30 protein-coding genes and 1 other RNA gene are annotated in these 26,197 nt (G+C 59.2%); 20 read left to right on the forward strand and 11 right to left on the reverse strand.

Annotated features, from left to right (window positions below; translation table 11 throughout):
• The first annotated feature begins 48 nt into the window (after positions 1–48).
• On the forward strand, positions 49–267 hold the full coding sequence (locus ACR0LX_RS11450) for a DUF1127 domain-containing protein (protein ID WP_480783835.1): 219 nt from the start codon (positions 49–51) through the stop codon (positions 265–267).
• Between the two features lie 175 nt (positions 268–442).
• Positions 443–1,219 carry a Bax inhibitor-1/YccA family protein gene (locus tag ACR0LX_RS11455; RefSeq protein ID WP_480783836.1) on the forward strand — a complete coding sequence of 259 codons (777 nt, stop codon included), beginning with the start codon at positions 443–445 and terminating at the stop codon, positions 1,217–1,219.
• Positions 1,220–1,340: 121 nt separating this feature from the next.
• Here the strand turns inward: ACR0LX_RS11455 and ACR0LX_RS11460 are convergent, their stop codons facing one another.
• The 3 genes from ACR0LX_RS11460 to ACR0LX_RS11470 form a co-directional block, all read right to left on the reverse strand.
• Positions 1,341–1,847: a hypothetical protein gene (locus ACR0LX_RS11460; RefSeq protein WP_480783837.1), complete on the reverse strand. Its 507-nt coding sequence runs from the start codon at positions 1,845–1,847 to the stop codon at positions 1,341–1,343.
• Positions 1,848–2,055: 208 nt separating this feature from the next.
• Entirely contained in the window at positions 2,056–2,223 is a 168-nt protein-coding gene (rpmG, locus tag ACR0LX_RS11465) for a 50S ribosomal protein L33 (RefSeq protein ID WP_005630270.1), read from the reverse strand.
• A 116-nt stretch (positions 2,224–2,339) separates the two neighbouring features.
• Positions 2,340–3,044 (reverse strand): DUF533 domain-containing protein, encoded by a 705-nt coding sequence (locus tag ACR0LX_RS11470; protein ID WP_480572787.1) that lies wholly within the window; start codon positions 3,042–3,044, stop codon positions 2,340–2,342.
• A 261-nt stretch (positions 3,045–3,305) separates the two neighbouring features.
• Here ACR0LX_RS11470 and ACR0LX_RS11475 point away from each other — a divergent pair, with 261 nt between their 5' ends.
• The 3 genes from ACR0LX_RS11475 (at position 3,306) to ACR0LX_RS11485 (ending at position 5,199) form a co-directional block, all read left to right on the forward strand.
• A complete protein-coding gene (locus ACR0LX_RS11475) occupies positions 3,306–3,941 on the forward strand; it encodes a DUF1326 domain-containing protein (RefSeq protein WP_480783838.1) in 636 nt (211 codons plus the stop codon).
• Between the two features lie 13 nt (positions 3,942–3,954).
• The gene (locus ACR0LX_RS11480; protein WP_480783839.1) at positions 3,955–4,782 is read left to right on the forward strand and encodes a DUF2182 domain-containing protein; all 828 of its coding nucleotides are present in this window, start codon (positions 3,955–3,957) and stop codon (positions 4,780–4,782) included.
• A gap of 84 nt (positions 4,783–4,866) precedes the next feature.
• Positions 4,867–5,199, forward strand: a complete 333-nt coding sequence (locus tag ACR0LX_RS11485; RefSeq protein ID WP_480572781.1) for a GYD domain-containing protein — start codon at positions 4,867–4,869, stop codon at positions 5,197–5,199.
• Between the two features lie 9 nt (positions 5,200–5,208).
• Here the strand turns inward: ACR0LX_RS11485 and rnpB are convergent.
• From rnpB to gatC, 5 genes are all read right to left on the reverse strand, one after another.
• Positions 5,209–5,608: RNase P RNA component class A (gene rnpB, locus ACR0LX_RS11490), an RNA gene on the reverse strand.
• A gap of 124 nt (positions 5,609–5,732) precedes the next feature.
• A complete protein-coding gene (locus ACR0LX_RS11495; RefSeq protein WP_480783840.1) occupies positions 5,733–6,389 on the reverse strand; it encodes an N-acetylmuramoyl-L-alanine amidase in 657 nt (218 codons plus the stop codon).
• The gene (locus tag ACR0LX_RS11500; protein ID WP_480572777.1) at positions 6,373–7,065 is read right to left on the reverse strand and encodes a hypothetical protein; all 693 of its coding nucleotides are present in this window, start codon (positions 7,063–7,065) and stop codon (positions 6,373–6,375) included. The genes ACR0LX_RS11495 and ACR0LX_RS11500 overlap by 17 nt, the downstream gene beginning before the upstream one ends.
• Positions 7,066–7,106: 41 nt before the next feature.
• A complete protein-coding gene (gene gatA, locus ACR0LX_RS11505; RefSeq protein ID WP_480783841.1) occupies positions 7,107–8,594 on the reverse strand; it encodes an Asp-tRNA(Asn)/Glu-tRNA(Gln) amidotransferase subunit GatA in 1,488 nt (495 codons plus the stop codon).
• Positions 8,595–8,597: 3 nt separating this feature from the next.
• Entirely contained in the window at positions 8,598–8,885 is a 288-nt protein-coding gene (gene gatC / locus ACR0LX_RS11510; RefSeq protein WP_050602932.1) for an Asp-tRNA(Asn)/Glu-tRNA(Gln) amidotransferase subunit GatC, read from the reverse strand.
• Positions 8,886–9,080: 195 nt separating this feature from the next.
• On the opposite strand from gatC, the gene ACR0LX_RS11515 reads away from it, so the two are divergent.
• Positions 9,081–9,245: a hypothetical protein gene (locus ACR0LX_RS11515; protein WP_480572773.1), complete on the forward strand. Its 165-nt coding sequence runs from the start codon at positions 9,081–9,083 to the stop codon at positions 9,243–9,245.
• 148 nt (positions 9,246–9,393) lie between these two features.
• Complete coding sequence (locus ACR0LX_RS11520; RefSeq protein WP_480783842.1) at positions 9,394–9,957, forward strand: DUF4202 domain-containing protein; 564 nt, start codon at positions 9,394–9,396, stop codon at positions 9,955–9,957.
• Positions 9,958–10,056: 99 nt separating this feature from the next.
• Here ACR0LX_RS11520 and ACR0LX_RS11525 read toward each other — a convergent pair whose 3' ends face one another.
• Positions 10,057–10,722, reverse strand: coding sequence for a ceramidase domain-containing protein (locus ACR0LX_RS11525; protein WP_480783843.1), 666 nt, complete (start codon positions 10,720–10,722; stop codon positions 10,057–10,059).
• Positions 10,723–10,779: 57 nt separating this feature from the next.
• Between ACR0LX_RS11525 and ACR0LX_RS11530 the strand changes: the two genes are divergently transcribed.
• Positions 10,780–11,472 (forward strand): metal-dependent hydrolase, encoded by a 693-nt coding sequence (locus ACR0LX_RS11530; protein ID WP_480783844.1) that lies wholly within the window; start codon positions 10,780–10,782, stop codon positions 11,470–11,472.
• A 2-nt stretch (positions 11,473–11,474) separates the two neighbouring features.
• On the opposite strand, the gene ACR0LX_RS11535 is transcribed toward ACR0LX_RS11530, so the two are convergent.
• On the reverse strand, positions 11,475–11,924 hold the full coding sequence (locus ACR0LX_RS11535) for a nucleoside deaminase (RefSeq protein ID WP_480783845.1): 450 nt from the start codon (positions 11,922–11,924) through the stop codon (positions 11,475–11,477).
• A gap of 61 nt (positions 11,925–11,985) precedes the next feature.
• On the opposite strand from ACR0LX_RS11535, the gene ACR0LX_RS11540 reads away from it, so the two are divergent.
• From ACR0LX_RS11540 to ACR0LX_RS11595, 12 genes are all read left to right on the forward strand, one after another.
• Entirely contained in the window at positions 11,986–12,801 is an 816-nt protein-coding gene (locus tag ACR0LX_RS11540) for a pseudouridine synthase (protein WP_480783846.1), read from the forward strand.
• A 173-nt stretch (positions 12,802–12,974) separates the two neighbouring features.
• Positions 12,975–13,889: a 5-bromo-4-chloroindolyl phosphate hydrolysis family protein gene (locus tag ACR0LX_RS11545; protein ID WP_480783847.1), complete on the forward strand. Its 915-nt coding sequence runs from the start codon at positions 12,975–12,977 to the stop codon at positions 13,887–13,889.
• Positions 13,890–13,918: 29 nt separating this feature from the next.
• Positions 13,919–15,109 carry a toxic anion resistance protein gene (locus ACR0LX_RS11550; protein ID WP_480783848.1) on the forward strand — a complete coding sequence of 397 codons (1,191 nt, stop codon included), beginning with the start codon at positions 13,919–13,921 and terminating at the stop codon, positions 15,107–15,109.
• Positions 15,110–15,116: 7 nt separating this feature from the next.
• Positions 15,117–16,073 carry a DUF2927 domain-containing protein gene (locus tag ACR0LX_RS11555; RefSeq protein WP_480572758.1) on the forward strand — a complete coding sequence of 319 codons (957 nt, stop codon included), beginning with the start codon at positions 15,117–15,119 and terminating at the stop codon, positions 16,071–16,073.
• A 21-nt stretch (positions 16,074–16,094) separates the two neighbouring features.
• A complete protein-coding gene (locus ACR0LX_RS11560; protein WP_480783849.1) occupies positions 16,095–17,243 on the forward strand; it encodes an SPFH domain-containing protein in 1,149 nt (382 codons plus the stop codon).
• Between the two features lie 39 nt (positions 17,244–17,282).
• Positions 17,283–18,374 (forward strand): TFIIB-type zinc finger domain-containing protein, encoded by a 1,092-nt coding sequence (locus ACR0LX_RS11565; protein WP_480783850.1) that lies wholly within the window; start codon positions 17,283–17,285, stop codon positions 18,372–18,374.
• Between the two features lie 113 nt (positions 18,375–18,487).
• Positions 18,488–18,925, forward strand: a complete 438-nt coding sequence (dtd, locus tag ACR0LX_RS11570) for a D-aminoacyl-tRNA deacylase (RefSeq protein WP_480783851.1) — start codon at positions 18,488–18,490, stop codon at positions 18,923–18,925.
• Positions 18,926–19,281: 356 nt separating this feature from the next.
• The gene (locus tag ACR0LX_RS11575; RefSeq protein ID WP_480783852.1) at positions 19,282–20,871 is read left to right on the forward strand and encodes an ABC transporter substrate-binding protein; all 1,590 of its coding nucleotides are present in this window, start codon (positions 19,282–19,284) and stop codon (positions 20,869–20,871) included.
• Positions 20,872–20,883: 12 nt separating this feature from the next.
• Entirely contained in the window at positions 20,884–21,840 is a 957-nt protein-coding gene (locus tag ACR0LX_RS11580; protein WP_480572748.1) for an ABC transporter permease, read from the forward strand.
• The gene (locus tag ACR0LX_RS11585; protein ID WP_480783853.1) at positions 21,837–22,652 is read left to right on the forward strand and encodes an ABC transporter permease; all 816 of its coding nucleotides are present in this window, start codon (positions 21,837–21,839) and stop codon (positions 22,650–22,652) included. The genes ACR0LX_RS11580 and ACR0LX_RS11585 overlap by 4 nt, the downstream gene beginning before the upstream one ends.
• Entirely contained in the window at positions 22,649–24,286 is a 1,638-nt protein-coding gene (locus tag ACR0LX_RS11590) for an ABC transporter ATP-binding protein (protein WP_480783854.1), read from the forward strand. The genes ACR0LX_RS11585 and ACR0LX_RS11590 overlap by 4 nt, the downstream gene beginning before the upstream one ends.
• A gap of 144 nt (positions 24,287–24,430) precedes the next feature.
• Positions 24,431–25,267, forward strand: coding sequence for an alkaline phosphatase family protein (locus tag ACR0LX_RS11595; protein ID WP_480783855.1), 837 nt, complete (start codon positions 24,431–24,433; stop codon positions 25,265–25,267).
• Between the two features lie 4 nt (positions 25,268–25,271).
• Here the strand turns inward: ACR0LX_RS11595 and ACR0LX_RS11600 are convergent, their stop codons facing one another.
• A complete protein-coding gene (locus ACR0LX_RS11600) occupies positions 25,272–26,195 on the reverse strand; it encodes an alpha/beta hydrolase (protein ID WP_480783856.1) in 924 nt (307 codons plus the stop codon).
• Between the last annotated feature and the right edge of the window lie 2 nt (positions 26,196–26,197).

Genomic DNA, 26,197 nt, shown 5'->3' on the forward strand with positions numbered 1-26,197 from the left:
TGATGCAATTCGGAAATGGCATCACCCAAACACGAAAGGACAAACATTATGACCCAAATTGCGCTGTCACAGTCCAAATGCGGTGTTCCTGCCACTCGTCGCCTGAGAATTTGGGACTTTCTGTCTCTGGCGCGGCAACGCCGGACGCTTGCGCGCTTGGATAGCCGGGCCCTCGAAGACATCGGCGTAACCCGCCGCCAGGCAGATTCCGAAGCCGCCCGCCCGTTCTGGGATGCGCCGGATAACTGGTTCAAGGACCTGTATTAATCGTGCATGTTGCGCTGGCAGGCCGCCGGATTGGGCGACCTGCCGATTTTGTTGATGGTTTTGCTGAGTTTTAAGCGTAAAACCCTTGAAACAGAGGGCGTACTCTCCGATATTTGCTTGGAAACCTGCCCGCAGACGCGGGCCGGGAACAGATGAATGAAGGGAGACCCTTTTAATGGCACAATTCGACACGATCCGGACAGCGACCGGTGCGCGCGCTGCCGAGATTGACGCGGGCCTTCGCGCCCATATGAACAAAGTCTACGGCACCATGTCCGTTGGCATGCTGATCACTTTTGCAGCGGCCTGGGCAATTTCGGGCCTGGCAACGACAACCGATCCGTCAGCGGCAGCAGCTCAGCTCAGCGAGGGCAAATATCTGACATCGCTGGGTTACTCGTTGTTCGCGTCGCCTCTGAAATGGGTCATCATGTTTGCCCCTCTGCTGTTTGTCTTTGGCTTCAGCGCCGGGATCAATCGCATGTCGGCAGCGGCCGCACAAACCGTATTCTACGTGTTTGCCGCCGTCATGGGCGTTTCGATCAGCTGGATTTTCCTGGTCTTCACTGGCCAGTCGATCATTCAGGTGTTCCTGATCACTGCGATCGCCTTTGCGGGTCTGTCGCTTTATGGCTACACGACCAAGAAAGACCTGTCCGCAATGGGCACGTTCCTGATCATGGGTGTGATCGGCCTGATTGTCGCCTCGATCGTGAATATCTTCATCGCCTCGTCGGCAATGGCGTTTGCGATCTCGGTTCTGGGCGTACTGATCTTTGCCGGTCTGACAGCCTATGACACGCAAAACATCAAGACCACCTATCTGCAAATGGCCCACTCGGGAGATCAGGAATGGTTGGGCAAGGCCGCGATCATGGGCGCGTTGAACCTGTACCTGGACTTCATCAACATGTTCATGTTCCTGCTGCAACTGTTTGGCAATCGCGAATAAGCGGTCGGAATACTCAAGTTCAAAGGGCGGGCCTTTCGGGTCCGCCCTTTTTCTTTGTCGCACGCCAAACAAAAACCCCCGCCAAATTCGGCGGGGGCTTTGGACTTGAGAGAGAAGTCGATTAGCTGCAGTTCAGCGGAACGGCGAAGCCCGAGCTCTTTTCAGAACTGCCTTTGCGGTAGACCTGACCGGCAGACAGGCATCCGGTGAACCGCTCGGCCTCGGCGCCGAAGACGGATCCGACCGAGTTATCTACTTTGGTGCTGTTGTTGGGGGTCCGTAGAACCCCGAACAATTGCCCATTCACCGACACGGTGCTGAGGAACAGGGTTGTCGCGCTGCCTGACAGCTGCACGGCTGTGGTATCGCTGCGCCCGCCATTGTCGATCGCAACGCCCGCCAGCTTTTCCAACTCGGTTTTGTCAGAAGTCACTTGAACCGTTGGTAACTTGGCAAGCTCGGCCGGGACATTGGTTGCGCTAGGAACAAAAGCCGCCGCGCCTTCCACGTCGGAGATGGTGCGGGGTTCGCCGTCAATTCCGGTAAAGCCGACACCTTCGCGATTGAAAGGGTCGTCACAAGCCGAAAGGGTCAAAACAGCAAGAGCTGGCAAGATGATTTTTTTCATGGCGGTCAACATTTTGGAACGGTTACCTCAAGCGTAGCGGTAGGTAGCGCGAAAATGCAAGCCGCCCCGGATCAGAATACCCGTAGGGCTGATGCGCCACTGCAACGGCCCGATATCGGCACGTTCAGCAACGAAATGGCAGGCACACAAGAAAAAAGGACCCTGCCGGCGGCAGAGTCCTTTTTGCATTCCACGTCAAAAAGGCAGATTACTTGATCTTGCCTTCTTTGTACTCAACATGCTTCCGAGCAACCGGATCGTATTTACGAACGGTCATTTTCTCGGTCATGGTGCGCGCGTTTTTCTTGGTCACGTAGAAGTGGCCCGTGCCCGCGGTCGAGTTCAGACGGATCTTGATTGTCGTCGGCTTCGCCATGGTTATCTCCTGCGTCCGAAAAGGCAGGGGCCTTTCGGTTGAATCCTCTTGAGCGTGCGCTTTTACGCCCTGCACCGCCCATGTCAAGGACATTCGCGCCGGGGCTACGCCGGAAATCAGGCCGACAAGGTCGGTGCGCCCATATAGGTGTGAATCTGATCGCGTTCAGCGTCTGACAAGCCCAGCGCCGTGGCCAATTGGTGCAGATAAGAGGCCTCGCGTTGGTTATCCAGACGAATCGCCGCCAGCGAGGTTGCGTAGATCTGCGTCTTGAGCGGCGCGCCAGAATCGGCAGCCAAACCCATCACGTCGATCGGGGCCTCCAACTGTTCCTGAACAAATGCACGTTCCTCGTCGCTGATGTCGTCCCCAAGCTCTCCGAGGATGGTTTCCTTTTCATGCGCGTCCAACTCGCCATCTGCCTTGGCGGCCTGGATCATGGCGCGCAGCATCAACTTGGCCTGCTCCTCCATCATGGCACCACCCGGAGTTCCCCCAAACACTGTTTCCATCATGTCCACGGTTTGTTGACTGCCGGTTTTTGCAGCGCCCTGCATCGCATTCATCAGACCGCCGAGACCGGCTGCCCCAACCGGGTTTGCCATACCAAGCTTGCCGATCATGTCCTGCAATCCGCCCGCGCCACCGGGCATTCCGAACTGTTCGGCCATTTTGCCCAATTGGTCCATGCCGAACCCGCCCCCTGCGCCCTGCATCATGTCCTGCAAACCGGCCATGCCACCCATCTGCTTGTACTTCTCCAAACCTTTGGCAGCGGCAAATCCGACCGCGACGGATGCAAGTGCTTTCATGAAACTCATGGTGACCCTCCCAATGAACAAATTCTGTATGGTTTCGCAGGATACCATCTGATCGGGGCTGGCGATACAGGTCGCTCGGTTCCGGCAAAATAACGCACCCTAGACGCGCGCGAATTGTGTTCATTTGAACGAATTGTAATTTCGTGATATGTGTGCGCTTTATTCCAAGAAGCCAAATTCAGGCTCGTTCCCCGAGGCATTGATCACAGGCTGTTTCCGCATCGTGCAGCGTTTTTTGTAAAGCGTTTCCGGGGGGGCATCATGACAGAATGGGTTATTCAGGGCGAAGAGCTGGCCAATTGCAACTGCAACTTTGGCTGTCCGTGCCAGTTCAGCGTTCTACCGACACACGGCAATTGCGAGGCCGTAGTCGCATTCGGTATTCAAAGCGGCCACTATGGCGACACCGATCTGGGCGGGTTGCGTGCCGCTGGGGTCTATTACTGGCCCGGACCGATCCATGAGGGCAATGGTCAGATGCAATTGATCATCGACGAGAGCGCCAGCGCCGATCAGCGTGCGGCGCTACAGGCCATCATGACCGGTGAAGACACCGATGAGATGGCGACATTCTGGTACGTCTACAGCGCCATGGCCCCGACCAAACATGAAACTCTGTATGCTCCGATCGAGCTTGATTGGAATCGGGATGAGCGATCAGGATACGCCAAGGCGTCGGGTCTGTTTGATGTCGAAGTCAGCCCGATACCGCATATTGTGTCCGGCGCGCCGCATCGTGCATCGATTCAACTGCCGAACGGATTCGAATACCGCCATGCCGAGGCCGCCTCGGGCACAGGAAAAACCACCGGCGGCGCGATAAGCCTGAACTTTGACGCAACCCATGCGCATATGGCTCATCTGAATATTTCTGGCCACGGTGTCGTGGGCGCCTGATCCGAGGCACATCATGACGTTACACTCCATCCCGCCCCGCGCCGGGCCGGTCGAGCGGTTGTTGCGGCAGGATCGCGCCATCGTCCTTGGCAGCGTGTTTCTGATCATCCTGGCGTCCGCATGGTACACCATTGCCGGGATCGGGATGAACATGAGCGCGGTCGAGATGACCCGCATGGCTGGTCCGATCGGGCAACCCATGCAGATGGTCGGCGCGCCGATATGGGACCTGTCGTACACTGTTCTGATCTTTCTTATGTGGTGGGTGATGATGGTCGCCATGATGACGCCCAGCGCCGCCCCTGCGGTGCTGCTGTACACTGCACTGAAACGCGCAGGCCCCGAGAAGGATCGCGCCGCCCGGTTCAGCCTGTATTTTTTGGTCGGTTATCTGGTCGCCTGGGCCGTGTTCAGCCTTGTCGCCACCGTGGCGCAATGGGGGTTTGAGCGGATTGGCCTGTCTGACGGTCCGATGATGACGATCGGATCGCGCAGCTTTGCCGGCTGCATTCTACTGGCAGCCGGCGCTTATCAGCTTTCGAGCCTGAAGACAGCCTGTCTGCGGCACTGCCAAAGTCCGGCCCGTTTTCTGACCGCGCATAACCGACCGGGAGGCTACGGTGCGTTCCGCGTCGGCGCTCTGCACGGGGCATATTGCCTGGGTTGCTGCTGGGCCTTGATGGCCCTGCTGTTCGTGGGCGGGATCATGAATCTGTACTGGATCGCCGGGATCGCAGTCTATGTCGCGTTGGAAAAGCTGTTGCCGCGGGCGTGGTGGCTTGCCCCTATCACCGGTCTCGCACTGATCGTCGCGGGAATCTGGCTGATCGCGACCGCTTAGAATCAGTACGCTCGGGCGTACTTGACGGCCAATGGACCGGCCAAATTACGGGTCCTTCAACACGTTGCATTGCAGGAGGTATCAATGCCCATTTTCATTACCTACGCATCCTATTCCGAAGACGGCGTCAAAGGCATGATGAAAAAGCCAAAAGACCGCACCGCACCCGTCAGGGCGCTGTTGAAAAAGGTCGGGGGTAAGCTGCTGGCCTTTTACATGACCACCGGCGAAAACGACGTCGTCGTCATCAGTGAAGTCCCGGATGGAACGGATGCCGTAGCGGTTGGCATGGCGGTTGCAGCCTCAGGCGCGGTGTCGAATATCCACACCGTGCGCGCGTGGAAGGCCAAGGACTTCGCGGCCATCGCCAAGAAGGCCGCAAAATTGACCGGTGCATACACACCACCGGGCAGTTGATCGGCTGATACGCGCGGAGGGCCTGTAAGCCGGATCTTGTTCCGGGGTTACCCCCTTCGATGACCATTCCTCTGGGCCGTGCATTGCTGCGCGGCTCTAGCTGCCAACCCGGTCCCTCTTGGTCAGGACATACCTAGCGGCGGTATCGGCTGACGCCGACCGGCCCGCGCGGGGACCCTATTTGGCATTGCTCCCGGTGGGGCTTGCCGTGCCGCCCCTGTTGCCAGGGGCGCGGTGGGCTCTTACCCCACCGTTTCACCCTTACCTTTGACCGAAGTCGCAGGCGGTCTGATTTCTGTGGCGCTTTCCGTCGGGTTACCCCGCCCGGGCGTTACCCGGCACCGTTGTCTTGTGGAGTCCGGACTTTCCTCTGGCGCCTTGCGACACCAGCGGCCATCCGGCCCTCCGCGCGAAGGCGTGGGTATGCGCTGCGTCAGGTCGCGTCAAGAGTGGAGGCGAAGCAAAGGGGCCAGCCCCTTCTTGGCCTGCGGCCAATTCATCCCCGAGGTATTTTTGAACAGAAGAAGGGCGGATCAGCTAAGTGCTGTGAGGTCGGCAGCTTCCAGTGGGCCTTTGGCCCAGGGGCGATAGCGCAAGCGGGTTGCTGCGAGCAGGGTGGCGTCATCAACAGGTGCGGTGTAGCCACGGGATTGGGCCAGGGCTCGGAATTCTTCGGAGGTTACAGGCGTGCCGCCACGTTTGGCTGCGAGGGCCTGTCGTTCCAGCCTATGCCAGTCAAATCGAGGACCAGGGTCAAATTTGCGCCCCGGAGCCATGTCGGAATGGCCGATAACCCCCTCGGGCGCAATGTTCCAGCGCGCCATGACATCGTTGAGCAGCGTTTCGAGTACCGCCAGTTGGCGCTCAGAAAAGGGATGGATTCCGGCGTTGTCGAGCTCGATCCCGATTGAGCGGGAGTTAATGTCGCTCTGCCCGTGCCACTCCCCTGCCCCGGCATGCCAGGCGCGGTCTTCCTCGCGCACCATCTGCCAAAGCTTACCATCTGCGCCGATCAGGTAATGGGCCGAAACCTCGTGGATAGGATCGCACAAGCGTTCCAAGGCGGCTGTTGCGCTGTCCATCGCAGTGTAGTGCAGGACGATGAGCGAAGGCAGCAGCCCATCCCGGCGTGGTCCGAAATTGGGCGACGGGTGCCAGACCGGTGTCAGAGGCTCAGTTATTGACGGCACTTCGGAACGGGCTCGGATCCCAACCGCAGGCATAACCGTCGCCGTCCGGGTCAAGCCCTTTGCGGTCGCGTTGCGGGCCGCCACTGGACAGGAATTCGATCTGAGCCTGATCGGGCGACGGGAACTGAGCGCAGTTGCGTTCTGCTTTGGCTTCGAGGTTGAATCCCGCGCGGCTATAGACCGGCGTGCCAACCGGGTTCGAGGTGCTCAGCGCATATTGCACGATATTTGGCTGACCATCCGAGCCGCGCTCCGGCACCGCAGTGGGGGCGACGACCTCATAGGTCTGGCGGTTCTGTTCGATGCGCGCCGCGTCGGATTCGATGCTGCGCCGGTTAGAGACGGCGGCAAAATCCTGTTCATCCGAGATGCCGGTATTGTTGGCCGCTGGTGCGGCGCTGACAGGTGCGGCCTGACCCGAAGTGCTGGCCAGGGCGGCGGCGGTCTGGTTGGCGATGTCGGCAGCGCTGTCGCCCGTCGCACCCTGCGCGGACAACGGCTGCTGCGACACATCCTCGGGGGGCAGCAACGGATTTCCGCCGTACCCCTGCCCGGCAAGCTGTGCCTCGCGCTGCGCCTGGTATTCTGGCGTGTTGAAACCAGTGCCCTGCACCGGCGCCACCGTTTCGCAGGCGGCGAGCAGGCCAAGGGCGGGGATCAGAAGCATCTTGCGCATGGGCCGCTCCGTCGTCTTGCGTTGCCTAATCGCCCGCAGGCTTACCACCATTTTCCGGGCTTTTCCACAAACCCGGCGGCGTTTTCCAGCGCATAGGCGGTGTTGAGCAGATCGCCTTCGTCCCAGGGACGCCCGATCAGCTGCAGACCCAGCGGCAGCCCTTGTTTATCGAGGCCCGCAGGCACCGAAATACCCGGCAGGCCCGCAAGGTTCACGGTGACGGTGAAAACATCGTTCAAGTACATTTGAACCGGATCAGCCTCGGTCATCTCACCCAGACCAAACGAGGCGGACGGGGTCGCCGGGGTCAGGATCGCGTCGATACCGGCGGCGAACACGTCTTCGAAGTCTTTCTTGATCAACGTCCGGACGCGGCGCGCGCGGTTGTAATAGGCGTCGTAGAAACCTGCCGACAGCACATAGGTGCCGATCATCACGCGGCGCTGTACCTCGTGGCCAAAGCCTTCGGCGCGGGTTTTTTCGTACATCTCGGTGATGCCGTCGCCCTGCGCCAGCTGCGCGCGGCGGCCGTAGCGCACGCCGTCATAGCGGGCGAGGTTCGAGGACGCCTCGGCCGGCGCGATCACGTAGTACGCGGGCAGCGCGTATTTGGTGTGGGGCAGCGAGATATCGACAATCTCGGCACCTGCTGCTTTCAGCATCTCGGCCCCTTCAGACCAGAGCTTTTCGATCTCGGCGGGCATGCCGTCCATCCGGTATTCTTTGGGGATACCGATCTTCTTGCCCTTGATATCGCCGGTCAGCATCGCCTCGAAATTCGGGACGGCGAGTTCGGCGCTGGTGGAATCCTTGGGATCGTGACCGCACATGGTTTCCAACATGATCGCCGCGTCGCGCACGTTCTTGGTCATCGGACCGGCCTGATCCAGCGAGGAGGCAAAGGCCACAATGCCCCAGCGAGAGCACCGCCCATAGGTCGGTTTGATGCCCGTGATCCCGACAAACGCAGCGGGCTGGCGGATCGAGCCGCCGGTGTCGGTACCGGTGGCCGCCAGACACAGATCAGCCGCCACAGCCGATGCTGATCCACCCGAAGACCCACCCGGCGTCAGTTGCGTGTCGTCATTGCCGCGCCGCCAAGGGCTGACTGCGTTGCCGTAGACCGAAGTTTCGTTGGACGACCCCATGGCGAATTCGTCCATGTTCAGCTTGCCCAGCATAACCGCTCCGGCATCGGCCAGTTGCTGCGACACGGTGGATTCGTATTCCGGTTTGAATCCTTCGAGGATTTTCGAGGCCGCCTGCGACGGTACGCCCTTGGTGCAGAACAGGTCCTTGATGCCGATCGGCAAGCCGCACATTGACGGAGCATCGCCCGCCTTGATCCGCGCGTCCGCAGCCTGGGCGCGGTCCAGAGCGATCTCTGGCGTCTTGTGGACAAAGGCGTTCAACGCATCGGCTTCGTCGATGGCCTTGAGGCAGGATTCGGTCAGCTCGACCGATGTCACGTCACCGGCGCGCAGCGCGTCGCGAGCTTCTGCCAGGCCCAGTTTGTTCAGATCGCTCATGTCTTACTCCACCACTTTGGGAACTGCGAAGAACCCTTCGCGGGCGTCAGGGGCGTTGGCCAGAACCTTGTCTTGCTGGTTGCCGTCGGTGACCTCATCCTGACGACGTTTCAGGCGCATCGGCTCGACCGAGACCATAGGCTCAACGCCTTCAACGTCCACTTCGTTCAGTTGCTCGATGAACCCCAGAATGGTGTTGAACTCGGATGCCAGCGCCGGCAGCGCGTCATCCTCGACCTTGATCCGGGCCAGTTTGGCCACCTTGGCGGCGGTGCTTTGGTCAATCGACATCGGATTTCCTCATATGCGTTAGAGGGCGTTTACCCGTCTGCTGCACGGGTCGCAAGACCGCTGGGCAACAGTCTTGCCGGGTCCATTTCCGAACCAGCCTCAAAAAAATAAACTGATCGGTTCACTTTGCCTCTTGAAATCTGAACTAAACAGTTCATTTCATATTTACGACATACGTCAATTCGGAGAAAGACAATGAAATCCCTGACAACCGCAGTTGTATTGTCCCTTGCAGTTTTGGCAGCACCGGTACAGGCCGGATCATTTGGTCCGACAATGGACACTCTGACCCGCGATCTGAATTTCCCCACTCCGGTTGCGCAGCCGGTCACCAAAGACAGAACCCCCTCGGGCAATTGATTTGCCCACAGCACCCCGGACAGGGCGCACCGCGCCTTGCCCGGGGATTGCGCAATTGGATGATGCGCTGCCTGCCCCGGACCGCTAGACTGAGGTCGTCTGTCAGATGCGACAGACCCTTGGAACAGGCATGCCAGCGGAGCAGTAGATGAGCGCACAAAAACAAACCGTTCTGGACGCGATCGATGCGGCCAACTCGCAAGATCCCAATCTTGAAGACGGCACGCCCGAGGCGCTTTTGTACGGCCAACGGATGAGCGAAGAGTTGAGCCGTTTGTTTCCGGACGCATCCGAAGAACTGCAGATCGCAGCGCGCGGACAGCATGTGGAACGCTGGAAACTGAAGCGGACCGAATATCCCGAAGGTCGCGCCGGGTATCTGGCCTGGCGCAAGGCACAAGGCGTCTTTCACGCAGACGTTGTCATGGGCCTGATGAACGAGGCGGGGTATGACGCCGAAAGGATCGAAACCGCTGGTCGCATGCTGCGCAAGCAGGGTATCAAACGCGATGCCGACGTTCAGGCGCTTGAGGACGTGATCTGTTTCGTCTTTCTGAAATGGTACTTCCAGCCCTTCGCCGCCAAGCATTCGGCCGAGAAAATCCAGCGGATCGTCGAAAAGACCGCCCGGAAAATGTCGGATGAGGCCCGCGCGCGAGTTTTGTCGGAATTCGATCTGCCTGACACGCTGGCTGCCGCCTTTCGGACGTGAACAACGCTGATCCAAGCGCAGGAAAAGGCGCATCCGGATCGGCCCAGTCAAGCCGTTTCTCGGTTGGTGACATTTGTGACGCCCAAATGCAGAGGTCAGTTACAGCCTTCTAGTCGCGGGAACGCGCAACAGTGCCCGGCGATAAACTTCGATCATCCAGCCCAGCATAGTGGCATTTAGAATGTGCCACATGAAATGCGTGCCATGTGGAAACTGCTGACAGAGCGGCTGATCGATGGCGCGGAACGTGATTGAGGCTATCAGGATCATAGCCCCGATTGCCAAACCGCGCGCAATTTCGGGCGTGCGACGGCGCAACAGCATGGCGTAGATCAGAATCAGCAGCGGAATCGGCGCGTAAACCGCCGAACCGCCCAACCCGGGTACTTGCTGGAATACAGGGACTGTTGCGGCGGCATAGGGAAAGAATAGCACTGTCACTCCCAAAGCGGGCCAGAGCCGCATCCCCCAGACATCGCGGTTGATGGCAAAGATATAGACCAGCACGAACAGCAGAATAGGTGTGACATCCGCAATCGCGGCCCAGACTTGGGCGTGGGTGTGAAACAAATAGCTGCCGACGCCGATGATCGCCAGCAAGGAGATCAAAACCTGCGCCAGCGGGGCCTGATGCCCGCGCATCCGCCGCCACATGACAAAAGCCGCCAACAGAAAGGCAGCATTTGTCACCGCGTTTATCGGTTCGGCCCAATAGGCGGGCGACAACCGCTCACAATAGCCGTCAATCTGCTGCATCCAGTTCATGGATTTTTACATAGCCGATGCTAGGGTGGTGCCAAACCAATATCGGGAGGATTGTTGATGAATATCATTTGGCTGGGTCATGGAAGCTTTCGTATCGAAACCGAAGGTCAGGTTCTGTTGATCGACCCATGGCTCACCGGGAACCCTTCCTTGTCCGAGGACCAGCATGACGAAGCGGTTAATGGTGCAACGCATATCCTTCTGACACATACGCATTTTGATCATGTGGTCGACGTGCTGCCACTGGCCAAGCATCTGGGCGTTCCTGTGGTCGGCCAATATGACCTGATGGGTTATTGGGCCGAGGCCGAAAGCATCGAGACCGTCGGTTTCAACAAGGGCGGCACGGTCGATTTGAATGGCGTCAAGGTCACGATGGTTCCGGCCTCTCACAGCTCGACTTTCTCGACGCCTGACGGGCTGCGGACCGGTGGCACCGAGGTTGGGTTCATGATCGCAGCCGAAGGTCGGATGCTGTACTTCTCTGGCGACACGGACATCATGGCGGATATGGAGTGGATGGGGGATTACTACAAACCCGATATCGGCATTCTGTCAGCCGGTGGGCATTTCACAATGGACATGAAAGGCACCGCCTACGCGGCCAAGCGGTATTTCAACTTCAAAACCGTCATTCCCTGCCACTACAAGACATTTCCGATTCTGGAACAATCGGCCCAAGCGCTCACCGACGGCCTACCTGGTGTCGACGTGATCGAGCCCGAGGTGATGCAGCCGATTACGCTGTGACCTCACCGCCGCGTCGCAAAGAACGCCTTTAGCAGATCCGCAGCCTCCTGCGCTGCGATGCCGTCATAAACCTCCGGGACATGGTGCGCCTGCTGGTGAGAAAACACCCGCGCGCCATGCGCCACGCCGCCGGATTTGGGATCGGACGCGCCGTAATAGATGCGCCGAATTCGCGCTGCCGCCAATGCGGCTGCGCACATCGCGCAAGGCTCTAGCGTGACATAGAGATCGTGGTCCGGCAGCCGTTCCGATCCGGCCGCGGCGCAGGCCGCGCGCAGCGCCAATATCTCGGCATGAGCGGTGGGGTCGTTCAATTCGCGTGTGCGATTGCCTGCGGTCGCCACAACACGACCGTCGGGCGCAACGATGACGGCCCCGACCGGAACCTCACCGCGTTCTGCCGCCGCCCGCGCCTCGGCCAACGCCTTGTCCATATGTGATCTGAACGTCATGCCCCTGACTGCATCAGAAACCTGACTTTCGCAAGCGGACGGGATGCGCTATGGCCTGCGGATGAGCAAAACCCCTCCTCCCGGCGACCGGATCGCCAAAGTACTGGCCCGCGCGGGCATTGCCTCGCGCCGCGAGGCCGAGCGCATGATCGAGGCCGGACGTGTGGCCGTGAATGGCACCGCGATCGACAGCCCTGCGCTGAACGTCACAGCCAAGGACAAGATCACCGTCGACGGCAAGCCTGTGTCCGAACCCGAACCGTCGCGCCTTTGGTTGTATCACAAGCCCTCTGGCTTGGTGACAACGACCCGCGACGAAAAGGGCCGTGCCACGATCTTCGACAATCTGCCCGAGGACATGCCGCGTGTCATGAGCGTCGGGCGACTAGACCTGAACTCGGAAGGGCTGTTGTTGCTGACCAATGATGGCGGCATCAAGCGCAAGCTGGAACTTCCCGCGACAGGGTGGCTGCGCAAATACCGTGTACGCGTGAACGGGCGACCAAAGGACGAAGATTTCGCGCCGCTGCGTCAGGGGCTGGTGATTGAGGGTGAACGGTTTCAGCCCATGACGGTTTCCATTGACCGCCAGCAAGGCGCAAATGCCTGGCTGACCATCGGGCTGCGCGAAGGCAAAAACCGCGAAATCCGCCGGGCGATGGAAGATATCGGGTTCAGCGTGAACCGCCTTCTACGCGTCTCGTACGGCCCGTTCCAGCTTGGCAAGCTGAAACCCGGAGAGGTCGAGGAAATCCGCCGCCGTGTGCTGCGCGACCAGTTGGGGCTTGATGGAGATGCCAAACCGCAAGCCGCCGCAAAGCGGCCATCGCGGCCGCAAAGAAAACGCTCCATCGCCAACAAGAAACATCGAAACTGATGCATGTTTCGCGACCTTCCCCCTAGCGCCAAGCCTGCGCATCCACTACCTTTTCTTTGAAAGTTTCAGTGGGGGACCTGATGTCCGGGACCGGAATGCAAAAACTGGCCTATGCGGCGCTGCTTGTGCTGCTATTCGGCGTCTGTACCGGCGTGCTGGGGGGCTTGTAGGTCATGGCCAAGCGGTTTGGCGGCAAATACAGCCCACAAGACGGTGACGATTCGAACCAGCCTCTGCCACGCGGCCAGTTCGACGGCGCGCGCGTTGAACCGGCAGGCGCGCGGGCAAACCTCCTGTTCCTTCCGGCAATTCCGCTGATCTTTTTCTCGATCAATGATGGCGCGATTGGCATGACCATCGGTTTTATTGCCGCCGGGATTCTGATCGCCGCCGCCTTTCTTCTGCGCGAGGGGTTGCGCGCCGAAGCGGCCTATCACGCACGACGGACCGCCCGTCGCCCTGCCTTTCCGCGCAAGATCTTTGCCAGCGTGCTGACAGGCCTGGGCACGGCTCTGGCCGCCTACCGGACCGAGTTTCTGGATGCGGAAACGGCAGCGCAGGCAGGTGTTATCGCGCCGATCCTGTTCGGCGTCGTGGCAACCACCTTGCACGCGCTGGCTTTCGGCATCGACCCGATGAAAGACAAAGGGATGGAAGGGATCGACACCTTCCAGCAGGACCGCGTTGCCCGTGTGGTCGAAGACGCCGAGGCGCATCTGTCCGAAATGACCGACGCCATCAAACGCGCCGGCGACCGCAGGGTCGAGGCACGCGTCGAACGGTTTCAGGACACCGCCCGCGATCTGTTTCGCACGGTTGAGGAAGATCCGCGTGATCTGGCGGGTGCACGGAAATACCTGACGGTTTACCTGCAAGGGGCACGGGATGCGTCGATAAAATTCGCCGATGTCTACGCCCGCACTCGTGATGCTCAGGCGCTGGCGGATTACACTGCGCTGCTCGACGATCTCGAACAGAATTTTGCAGCCCGCACCCGAAAAATGCTGTTGGATGACCGCAGCGATCTGACGGTCGAAATCGATGTGTTGCGCGAACGGTTGCAGCGCGAAGGAGTGCGGCCGGACTGACCGGCCATTATTTGAGCGAGGATTACCCCATGTCCGAAGATATCAAGAACAAGGCGGTTCAGGCCGAGTCTCTGGTGCAGGAAGTAACCGCTGTTGCGCTGCCCGAGCCAAAGGCCGAGATCGTGCCGCTTGAAGAGGCCGACGAGCCCGTCAGCGCCGAGATCCGCAAGCGCATGAATGAGATCGACATGGACAACACCAACTCGATCGTCGCGTTCGGTTCATCAGCGCAGGCCGAGCTGCAGGAAATCAGTCAGGCCATGCTGGCGGATGTGCGCAACAAGGATGTGGGCCCGGCTGGTGACAGCCTGCGCAATATCGTGACAACCATTCGCGGCTTTTCGGTCAGCGAACTGGATGTCCGCCGCGAGCGCAGTTGGTGGGAGAAACTGCTCGGCAAAGCCGCGCCTTTTGCCAAGTTCACCGCACAATACGAAGAGGTTCAGGGGCAGATTGATCGGATCACCGACGATCTTCTGGGGCATGAGCACACGTTGCTGAAGGACATCAAGTCGTTGGATCTGCTCTATGAAAAGACCCTGGATTTCTACGATGAATTGGCTCTGTATATCGCAGCGGGTGAGGAAAAACTGACTGAACTGGATAGCCAGGACATTCCGGAAAAAGAGGCCGAAGTTCAGGCGGCGCCCGAGGATCAACAGGTGATGAAAGCGCAGGAGTTGCGCGACATGCGCGCCGCGCGCGACGATCTCGAGCGGCGGGTCCACGACCTGAAACTGACGCGGCAGGTGACGATGCAATCGTTGCCCTCGATCCGATTGGTGCAGGAGAACGACAAGTCTCTAGTCACCAAGATCAACTCGACTTTGGTGAACACCGTACCGCTGTGGGAAACGCAGCTGGCGCAGGCGGTCACCATCCAGCGCAGCGCCGAAGCCGCCGCTGCCGTTCGCGATGCCAATGATCTGACCAACGAATTGCTGACCTCGAACGCGGCCAATCTGCGCGAATCCAACAAGATGATCCGCGAGGAAATGGAGCGCGGCGTCTTTGACATCGAAGCTGTTAAACAGGCAAACGAGGACCTGATCGGCACCATTAACGAAAGCCTGGCGATCGCGGACGAAGGCAAAGCCAAACGCGCCGCTGCCGAAGCCGAATTGCAGAAAATGGAAGTCGAACTGCGCAACACGCTGGCCTCGGCCAAGGCACGCAAGGACGGGCTGGGCGACACGGCCAGCACCTCGGTTCCCGGCTGAGGTCGGCATGGTCCCCGCTGGGCATCTCAGAACGGCCTTCGGGGTCCTGTTGCTGTTCGCTCTGGCGGGGTGTGAGACCGCGTTGCCGACCTCGATCGTGCCTCCGCCCAGACCGGCGCAACCGCTGGAGGCATCAAACGCCTATGTGCCGCCATCAGAGGCCAGCCAGGAATTGGCGCGCTATTACAGCAGGGTCGAAAACGATCTGCTGACGCGCGGCCTGTTGCGGACCGACGGAGGCGGGCCGGATACGCCTTATGACGCCGACGATCTGGCGCGCAACTTTGAAGCCATCGCCTTTGTGAACGAACATTCGGGCCGGACCGGTCTTTATGCCGGAGGTCAATCCGAGGTAAAGCTTACACGCTGGGAGAAGCCGGTCCGTATAATGACGGATTTCGGCCCGACGGTACCCCCGGACACACGTTCAGCAGATCGCGCCGAAATTGATCGTTTCGCCGAACGGCTGGCGCGCGTAACTGGGCACAATATTCGCGGTGTCCAGCGCGACGGGAACTTTATTGTGGTTGTCGCAGGAAAGGACGATACCACCTATGTTCAGCAAAGGCTGAAAACGCTGGTTCCGAACATTCCACCCGACAGGCTTGCGTTGCTGCGAAATCTTCAGCGCCCGTACTTTTGCTTTGTCTTTACTTTCGCCAGCCCGAATGCGGCGGATACGATCACCCGAGCCGTGGCCTTTATCCGGGCGGAAAATTCGGACCTGCTGAGGCTCAGCTGTATCCACGAAGAAATCGCGCAAGGATTGGGCCTGTCCAATGACAGCCCGTCAGCGCGGCCGTCGATCTTCAACGACGATGACGAGTTTGCATTGCTGACCAGCCATGACGAAAAACTGCTGTCGATGTTGTATGATCCCCGCCTGAAACCCGGCATGTCCGGGGAAGAGGCCCGCCCGGTGGCTCGTATCATTGCACGCGAATTGATGGGGCAGTCGCTCTGACCCCGGAAACAGGAGAACCTTATGGGAATTTTTGATTTTCTGACCGGAGAATTCATCGACGTCATCCACTGGGTCGACGACACCCGCGACACGATGGTCTGGCGGTTCGAGCGCGAGGGTCACGAGATAAAATACGGTGCCAAACTGACCGTTCGCGAAGGTCAGGCCGCCGTGTTTGTACATGAGGGCCAATTGGCGGACGTGTTCACGCCCGGTCTCTATATGCTTGAAACCAACAACATGCCGATCCTGACGACATTGCAGCATTGGGATCACGGATTTCAGTCGCCGTTCAAATCCGAGATCTATTTCGTCAACACCACCCGCTTCAACGACCTGAAATGGGGTACGAAGAACCCGATCATGCTGCGCGATCCCGAATTCGGACCAACGCGGATTCGGGCCTTTGGAACCTATACGGTGCGGGTGAAGGACGCGGCGAAGTTTCTGGTCGAGATCGTGGGTACCGATGGTGAGTTCACCATGGACGAGATCAGCTTTCAGGTCCGCAACATCATCGTGCAGGAGTTTTCCCGCGTAATCGCCGGATCGGGCATCCCGGTGCTCGACATGGCCGCCAATACTGCTGATCTGGGCAAACTGATCGCCGCTGAGGTGTCGCCTGTTCTGGAAGGCTATGGGCTGGAGATGCCGGAATTTTACATCGAAAACATCTCATTGCCGCCTGCGGTCGAGGCGGCGCTGGACAAGCGAACTTCGATGGGTCTGGCCGGTGATCTGGGCAAGTTCACCCAGTACTCGGCGGCCGAGGCGATGACGGCGGCGGCCAACAACCCGGGTCAGGGCGGCGGCATGGGCGCAGGTCTTGGCATGGGTATGGGCATGGCGATGGCGCAGCAGATGTCGAACATGGCAGCGGGTCAACCGAGCGGTCCGTGGGGCACCCCAGCGCCCGCTGCCCCGCAACCGGCGGCACATGCGGCACCGCCGCCTCCGCCACCCGTTGAACATGTTTGGCATGTCGCGGTGGATGGCCAGACCAGCGGGCCGTTCTCGAAGGCCAAGATGGGGCGCATGGCAACCGACGAGGAAATTACCCGGGACACTTTTGTTTGGACTGCCGGTCAGGATGGCTGGAAGAAGGCGGGCGATGTGCAGGAACTGGCGCAATTGTTCACTATTCTGCCGCCTCCGCCGCCGGGGTCGTAGGCCCCAAATGCCAGCGAACTCGACACGCGGAACCGCAACATGAGCATCGACGAACACCGTTTCCCCTGCGAGCAATGCGGTGCGGATTACCGGTTTGATCCGTCCAACGGAACGCTTACCTGCGACCATTGCGGGCATTCCGAGTCTATCGGAGCCGGACCTTGGGGCGGTGCCAGCTTGAAAGAGCTGGATTTCGACGCGGCGGTCGCGGATCGCCTGCCAGACAGCGAGATCGAGGAAACGCGCGTTCTGACCTGTCCCAATTGTGCGGCTCAGGTCGAGTTCGACCCGAACACACATGCGGCTGAATGCCCGTTTTGCGCAACGCCGGTTGTCACGGATACCGGGGTCAGCCGACATATCAAGCCGCGCGGGGTGTTGCCTTTCGCGCTGGACGAACGCGCCGCCCACAAGGCGATGGGAGACTGGCTGGGTCGGCTGTGGTTCGCCCCAAACGGATTGAAGGATTACGCCCGGAAAGGGCGCAAGATGCAGGGTATCTATGTGCCTTACTGGACCTTCGACGCAGACACCAAGTCGAGCTATCGGGGCGAGCGCGGAACGGTCTACTATGAAACGCGCTCTGTCATGCGGGATGGCAAGCGTGTTCAGCAGCAGGTGCCAAAGGTACGTTGGACGCGGAAATCAGGGCGCGTGGCGCGTTTCTTCGACGATGTGCTTGTACTTGCCTCGCGGTCGCTGCCCAAAAGGTATACCGACGCGCTGGAGCCTTGGGATCTGCCCGCGCTCGAGCCTTATCAGCCAGAATATCTGGCCGGTTTCCGGGCCGAAGCCTATACCGTCGATCTAGATGACGGCTACACCGAGGCGCGCGCGCATATGGCGCGGGTGATCGAACGGGATGTCCGGTTCGACATCGGTGGGGATCGTCAACGCATTCACGCGGTCGATACCGACATACGCGATGTCACGTTCAAGCATATCCTGCTGCCGGTCTGGATGGCGGCCTACAAGTACCGCGGACAGACCTATCGCTTTGTCGTTAACGGCAGGACCGGCCGCGTGCAGGGAGAGCGACCCTGGTCCGCCATCAAGATCACAATTGCTGTTGTTCTGGGGCTTCTGGTTGCGGCGGGCGTTGGCTATCTGGTCGCGACGGGGCAGCAGTGATCCGCCACATGTCGCCCGATTTGAACCTGAGTTTTTGCAAACATTGACCCTGGTAAAGCTCGGCCACCGAGGCGGTCACCTCTGACCGCCCCAAAAGAAAGGAAACCCCAGTCATGCGCGCCCTGTTGCAGAGAGTTTCAAGCGCCTCAGTTTCGGTCGAGGGCCAGGTGATCGGAAAATCGGGTCCAGGGCTTTTGATCCTGGTTTGCGCCATGCAGGGCGATGACGTGGCACAAGCCGAAGAGATGGCAAGAAAGATTGCCAAGCTGCGGATCTTCAAGGATGACGCTGGCAAGATGAACCGGTCTGTTCTGGATATCGGCGGCTCGGCCTTGGTGGTCAGCCAATTCGCATTGGCAGCTGATACGTCGCGCGGGAACCGGCCCGGCTTTTCCCAGGCCGCGCCAGCCGTCGAAGGTGAACGATTGTATCAAGCGTTTGCCCAACAATTGGCCGGGCATGGGATAGCGGTCGAAACAGGGGCATTCGGGGCCGATATGTCGGTCGAATTGGTGAATGATGGGCCAGTTACGATCTGGATGGAAACCTGAGCCCAATAAGTGCTGCGCATAAGACAAAACTGGCGTGTCTCGGCGCGATTTCATTTAGGCTGGTTCTGTACGCGAGCGGCGGTCTTCCGCAGTGAAAACGGCAAATCCAGTCACGGTGTTCTAAGCGATACAGCTTAAGAATGCTGTATTAGACAAGCGATTCATCGAGCACCAAAACCGTGCAACCGGTTAGCACACGCGGCGGAGTGTACTGAACACCTCGCGCAGAGGTGTATCACCAATGCCCATTCCACCCAGATTTCACCTTGCCCGCGAAACAAAATTGCGCCAACGTTGACTCGGACGTCAATAAAAAGCCCGCAAGGGGCATGATCCAACCAATTGGGAGAATTTGGATGAACGAACAACTCACTCACATGACCAAAGAGGTGACAGCCGGCAAGCTGACTCGTCGCGAGTTCATGGGAAAGGCAGCCGCACTGGGTGTATCCGCAGCGATGGCAAGCACCCTGTTCGCGGATGCGGCCCGCGCGGCCGACCCCGTCAAGGGCGGCACCTTCAAAATGGGCGTTCAGGGCGGCGAAAGCACAAATACACAAGACCCGGCGCTGTGGTCATCGGATGTACCGATTGCCGGTGGGCAGCAATGGGGCGAGACGCTTGTTGAGGTGAACGGCAAGGGCGAACTGGAAGGTCTGGTCGCCGAAAGCTGGGAAGGTTCGTCTGACGCCAAGACATGGCGCTTCAAGGTGCGCAACGGAATCGAGTTTTCCAACGGCAAGACCGTGACGCCAGAAGACATCATGCGTACAATGGAACGTCATACGAACGAAGATTCGCAATCCGGTGCGCTGGGTATCGTGCAGGGCATCGAGTCGATGCGGGTCGATGGCGATACGTTTGAAGTTACAATGGAAATCGGCAACGCCGACTTGCCTTACCTGCTTGCGGACTATCACCTGAAAATTCAGCCGGATGGAGGCTTCGACGATCCGAACTCGGCCGTGGGCACAGGACCTTATGTGCTCGAAAGCGACGAGCCGGGCGTCCGTATGGAGTTTGTCCGCAACCCCAACTATTGGGGCGGCGACGCGGTTGCTCACTATGATGGTGTCGAGGTCATCACTCTGAACGACGCAACCGCCCGTACCGCGGCGCTACAGTCGGGTCAGGTGGACATCATCAACCGGGTCGAGCCCAAGATTGCACAACTTCTGGACCGGGCGCCGAACCTGTCGGTACAGAACGTCTCGGGTCGTGGACATTACGTGTTCATCATGCATGTGGACACTGCGCCGTTTGATTCAAACGAACTGCGGCTGGCGCTGAAATATGCAATCAACCGCGAGGAAATGGTCGACAAGATCCTGCGTGGCTATGGCGGTATCGGAAACGACATGCCGATCAACGCCGCGTATCCGCTGTTTGACGATACAATCCCGCAGCGAGAGTTCGATACGGCCAAAGCTGCTGAGCACTACAAAAAATCCGGCCACGACGGTTCGCCAATCATTTTGCGTGTCGCAGATGGCGCTTTCCCGGGTGCGGTGGACGCAGCAGCGCTGTTCCAGCAATCGGCACAGGCCGCTGGCATTCCGCTCGAAGTCAAGCGCGAACCCAATGATGGCTACTGGTCGGAAGTCTGGAACGTACAGCCGTTCTGCGCATCGTACTGGAGCGGTCGCCCGGTTCAGGACCAGATGTATGCTACGGCCTATCTGTCGACTGCGGACTGGAACGACACCCGGTTCAAACACACTGAATTCGATGAGATGCTGCTGGAGGCACGCAGCGAGCTGGACAATGCCAAGCGCAAGGAAATCTACTCGAAAATGGGTCAGATGGTGCGTGATGAAGGCGGCCTGATCCTGCCGATGTTCAACGACTTCATCGACGCGGTCAGCAATGAAGTTCAAGGGTATGTGCCTGATCCAAACGGCGCAATGATGTACTGGTATGCTCCGAAATACACCTGGAAAGCCTAAGGTACCAGGTCGATGCATCCCATTATAAAACTGGTGGCTCAGCGCTTTGCGCTGAGTGCCCTTTTGCTTATCGCGGCCTCCGCCCTGATCTTTGCGGGAACGATGATCCTGCCGGGCGATGTGGCTCAATCCATTCTCGGACAATCCGCCACCCCCGAATCGCTTGCCAACCTGCGGGAAGAGCTTGGGCTGAACAAACCTGCACTGACCCGCTATTTCGATTGGCTGTTCGGTGCGATGCAAGGCGACCTTGGCACCGCGCTGACCAATGGCCGCGACATCGCCGAAAGCCTTGGCGAACGTCTGAACAACACTCTGTTCCTCGCATTCTGGGCTGCACTCATCTCGGTGCCGCTTGCTATTCTGCTGGGCCTGCTTGCTGTTCGCTATCGCGACCGCTGGCCTGACAAGTTGATTTCGGCGGTCACGCTGACATCGATCTCGATCCCGGAATTCCTGATCGGCTATCTGCTGATGTATTTTCTGGCCGTGCGGCTGGGCTGGTTCCCATCCGTGGCCATGCTCGACGATGACATGGGCGTGTTAGAACGGCTTCGGTCAATCGCCCTGCCTGTCATCGTTCTGACGCTGGTTGTTCTGGCGCATATGATGCGCATGACGCGCGCAGCGATCCTGAACGTGATGCAATCCGCCTATGTCGAGACAGCTGAATTGAAGGGCCTGAGCACCTTCATGGTCATCTACCGGCACGCTTTCCCGAACGCCATCGCGCCGATCGTCAACGTCGTGATGTTGAACCTGGCTTATCTGGTCGTGGGCGTCGTGGTTGTCGAAGTGGTCTTTGTATATCCCGGAATGGGCCAATACCTGGTTGACCATGTGTCCAAACGTGACGTTCCGGTTGTTCAGGCCTGCGGTCTGATCTTCGCGGCCGTCTATATCGGCCTCAACATGATCGCCGACATCGTTGCGATCCTGGCGAACCCGAGACTGAGGCACCCGAAATGAAGAACATCCCAATTTCCGCAATGATCGGGCTGTTCCTCATGGCCCTGTACTTTCTGATGGCCCTATTCGCGCCGATCCTTGCACCCTATGGCATGGCCGAAGTTGTCGGCGATGTGTGGGAGCCTTCGTCATCCGAATTTCTGCTGGGGACCGACAATATCGGTCGCGATCTGCTCAGCCGGATGATCTATGGTGGTCGGACAACGATCTTCATCGCCACGGCTGCAACGCTCATCAGCTTCATAACCGGCTCGGTTCTGGGCTTCTTCGCCGCCGTGATCGGTGGTTGGGTCGATCAGGTTCTGTCGCGCTTTGTCGATCTGATCATGTCGATACCGACGCTGATCTTCGCATTGGTGGTTCTGTCGGTCATGCCGGTGACGGTCCCGATCCTGATCATCGTCATGGGCCTGTTGGATTCCACCCGGGTCTATCGCCTGGCCCGCGCGGTCGCAGTGGACATCAATGTCATGGACTATGTCGAGGCGGCCAAACTGCGCGGTGAAGGCCGCAGCTGGATCGTGTTCCGCGAGATTTTGCCCAACGCATTGTCGCCGCTGGTCGCCGAAATGGGCCTGCGGTTCATCTTTGCGGTTCTGTTCGTATCGACGCTGTCGTTCCTGGGTCTTGGCGTACAACCGCCCGAGGCTGATTGGGGTGGTATCGTGAAAGAGAACAAGGAAGGCATCGTTTACGGCATTCCAGCGGCTCTGTTGCCGGCTGTGGCCATTGCGACGCTGGCGATCTCGGTCAACCTTGTGGCTGACTGGGTCCTGAACCGTACCACATCGCTGAAAGGAGGCCGGGGATGAGCGATCCACTACTCAAGGTCCGCGACCTCAAGATCGGCGCGACCGTCTATCCGCCAGGCGAAAAGCCCCATGACATCGAGATCGTGCACGGGGTCAGCTTTGACCTCGCGCCCGGCAAGGTGCTGGGGCTGATCGGTGAATCCGGTGCCGGTAAATCAACCATCGGTCTGGCCTCGATGGCCTATGGCCGGGGTGGTGTGAAGATCACCGGCGGCGAGGTCTGGGTAAATGGCCGTGATATTCTGAAGTCAGGCCTGGGGGATATCCGCAACCTGCGCGGGGGCGAAGTCACTTACGTCTCGCAATCCGCCGCTGCGTCCTTCAACCCGGCCAAGAAGATCATGGATCAGGTGATCGAGGCTGCGGTCGAACACAAGAAGTTCTCGCGCAAGGAGGCCGAGGCCCGCGCGCGCGAGTTGTTCGCCAAGCTTGGCCTGCCCGACCCGGACAATATCGGTGAGCGGTATCCGCACCAGGTTTCGGGCGGTCAGTTGCAGCGTTGCATGACCGCGCTGGCGCTGTGTCCCGAGCCCGATCTGGTCGTGTTCGACGAACCGACAACTGCGCTGGACGTGACCACCCAAATCGACGTTCTGATGGCGATCAAGGAAGCCATCGCGGATACCGGTGTTGCCGCGCTATATATCACCCACGACCTGGCGGTTGTGGCGCAGGTGAGCGACGACATCATGGTGCTGCGCATGGGGAACACGGTCGAATACGGAACCACCGATCAGATCATCAACAACCCGCAGGAAGACTATACCAAGGCTCTGGTTTCGGTACGGTCGATCGAGCACGAAGAAAAGAAACCCACGCCGGAACCGGTGCTGAGCGTCGACGGTATCACCGCGCGCTACAAGGGGCTGAATTTCGATGTGCTGCACAACGTCAATGTCGAGCTTCATCCGGGTCAAACCCTGGCGATTGTCGGAGAATCCGGTTCGGGCAAGTCGACACTGGCGCGAGTGATCACCGGGCTGCTGCCACCGCGCGAAGGTGAGATAACATTTGCCGGGCGCAAGCTGTCTTCTGACCTCGCGGGCCGCTCTCGCGAGGATCTGCGCGAGTTGCAGATGATCTATCAGATGGCCGATGTGGCGATGAACCCGCGTCAGACAGTTGGCACGATCATTGGCCGTCCGTTGGAGTTCTACTTCAACATGCGGGGCGCTGAAAAACGCAAGCGGATCATCGAATTGCTGGATGAGATCGAGTTGGGCGAGAAGTTCATCGACCGCTATCCGGCGGAACTGTCCGGTGGTCAGAAACAGCGTGTCTGTATTGCGCGCTCGCTTGCGGCCAAGCCCAAGATGATCATCTGTGACGAGGTCACCTCGGCGCTGGATCCGCTGGTGGCGGACGGCATTCTCAAGCTGCTGCTGGAACTGCAGAAGATCGAGGATGTGGCCTATCTGTTCATTACCCACGATCTGGCAACGGTGCGTGCCATCAGCGACAGCATCGCGGTGATGTATCAGGGGCGCGTGGCGCGTTATGGCTCAAAAAGCGAAGTGCTGACGCCGCCATTCGACGACTATACCGACCTTCTGCTCAGCTCGGTGCCCGAGATGCATCTGGGTTGGCTGGAAGAGGTCGTTGCCCACCGCAAGATGGAAAGCGCTGGGAACTGAGCTCGTCCTGCCTGCAAAACTTCAAAATCCCGGCGCTTGTCACAATCAAGTGTCGGGATTTTGCTATCCAGGGCGCGAACAGGCGACCGCACCTGAAGCGTACGCGTAGAGTGCCAAACGAAACTGCATCAAGAAAGACCACGCATGGACCGCAAACTGCTGCTGATCATCCTGGACGGCGTTCCCTACCGCAATTTTCGTCGCCTCTTCGGCAATCTCGAAGGCTGGGTCGACGACGGCACGGCGCGGATTTGGAAACATCGCTCGGTGTTGCCTTCGACCTCGGCCAGTTGCTACGCATCGATCCACACCGGCGTGACCCCGCAAGAGCACGGCTGCACCGGCAACGGAAATGTCTTTCGCCTGAAACACAAGGATATCTTCAGCCAGGTCCGCGAGGCCGGTGGCGTGACCGGCGCAGTCACCCACAGTTTCTGGTCCTCGTTCTTCAATCGCCATCCCTTTGATTATGTCCGCGACGTGGAATATGACGAACCGGACAGCATGACGATCAACCATGGCCGGTTTCACTCGATGACCGGCTACGGCAAGGCGAACCAGATGACGCCATGTGATCTGGACCTGTTTGCAACGCTCACAAATCTGTGCCTGCGGTTCGGGCTGGATTACGGCATCCTGCATACCTGCACGCTGGACAGCATGGGACACCGGTTCTTTCACGACTGTGAAGAGATGGACCATGCCTGCTTCGTCATGGACGAAATGCTGGCCCCGTTCATCCCGCGTTGGCGGCAGATGGGCTACGAGGTCATCGTGACCGCCGATCATGGGCAAGACGAACGTGGCCACCACGGTGGCAGGGACCCGCTGCAACAGGAAACCGCTCTGTACTACTTCGGCGATGCCGAAGGCCCCGAGGCCGATGCGGTGATCGACCAGCTACAGCTTGCGCCTACGATCCTGAACCGTTTGGGCGCTCCTCTGGCGGAGACGATGAAAGCGGCACCGTTTTTGAGGTAATCGATCAGTCGTAGGCCCAAAGCCCCTGCCCCAGCGCCTCAATCGCGACCGAGATGCGTTCAAAACTATCCGCCGCACGTTTGACCGAGTGGCGCGCGCGCAGATAGCCGTGGACCAGACCGGGTTCGTTGATCCAACACGCCTGCCCGCCAGCGGCGGTGATCTTGTCGCAATAGACGGGGCCATCGTCCCGCAAGGGGTCGCAATCCGCAGTCACCACCACAGTTGGTGGCAGGCCTGAGAAATCCGAGTCGTGCAAAGGCGCAAATGTCGGATCGCCTTGGGGGGCTGTGCCGTTGCATCGCACTTTGTCGTAAAATGCGATCTCGTCGCGCGTCAGAAGTGGCGCTTGGGCGTGTTCGACATACGAGCCCTTGTCGCTGTCTCCGCCCAAGCCGGGATAAATCAGAACCTGCCCCAACACATTCGGCAACCGACCGCGCGCATGATGCGCAACTGCCGCAGCAAGATTGCCACCCGCGCTATCGCCCGCCAGTACCAGAGGATCGCCAAATTCCCGAGCGGCCCAGTTGGTTGCCGTCCAGCTGTCTTGAAACTGCGCAGGATGCGCATGTTCGGGGCAAAGACGATAATCGACGGCAACAATCCGGTACCCGGTCTGGGCACATATCTCGGCGCAGATATCGTCATGGCTGTCCAATCCCCCAACGACAAAACCGCCGCCATGAAAATAGACGACGGTTCGGGTGGGGTCTCCGGCCGTATAGACACGAACCGGCACGCCGTCGGCCATCTGGTCTTTGGTGCTAACACCCTTCGGCCTTGGCTGTTGGAAATCGGCGCACATCGCGTCGTAGACGCGGCGCTGATCCTCGATCGACAAATCAACCGCGTTGTCTGGATAGCTTTCGTTGGAACGGCGTATGAACGCCCAGGTCTCTTCGTCGATCAGGCGTTCATAGTCCATTG

It is taken from the genome of Ruegeria sp. CH11, from assembly GCF_056537105.1.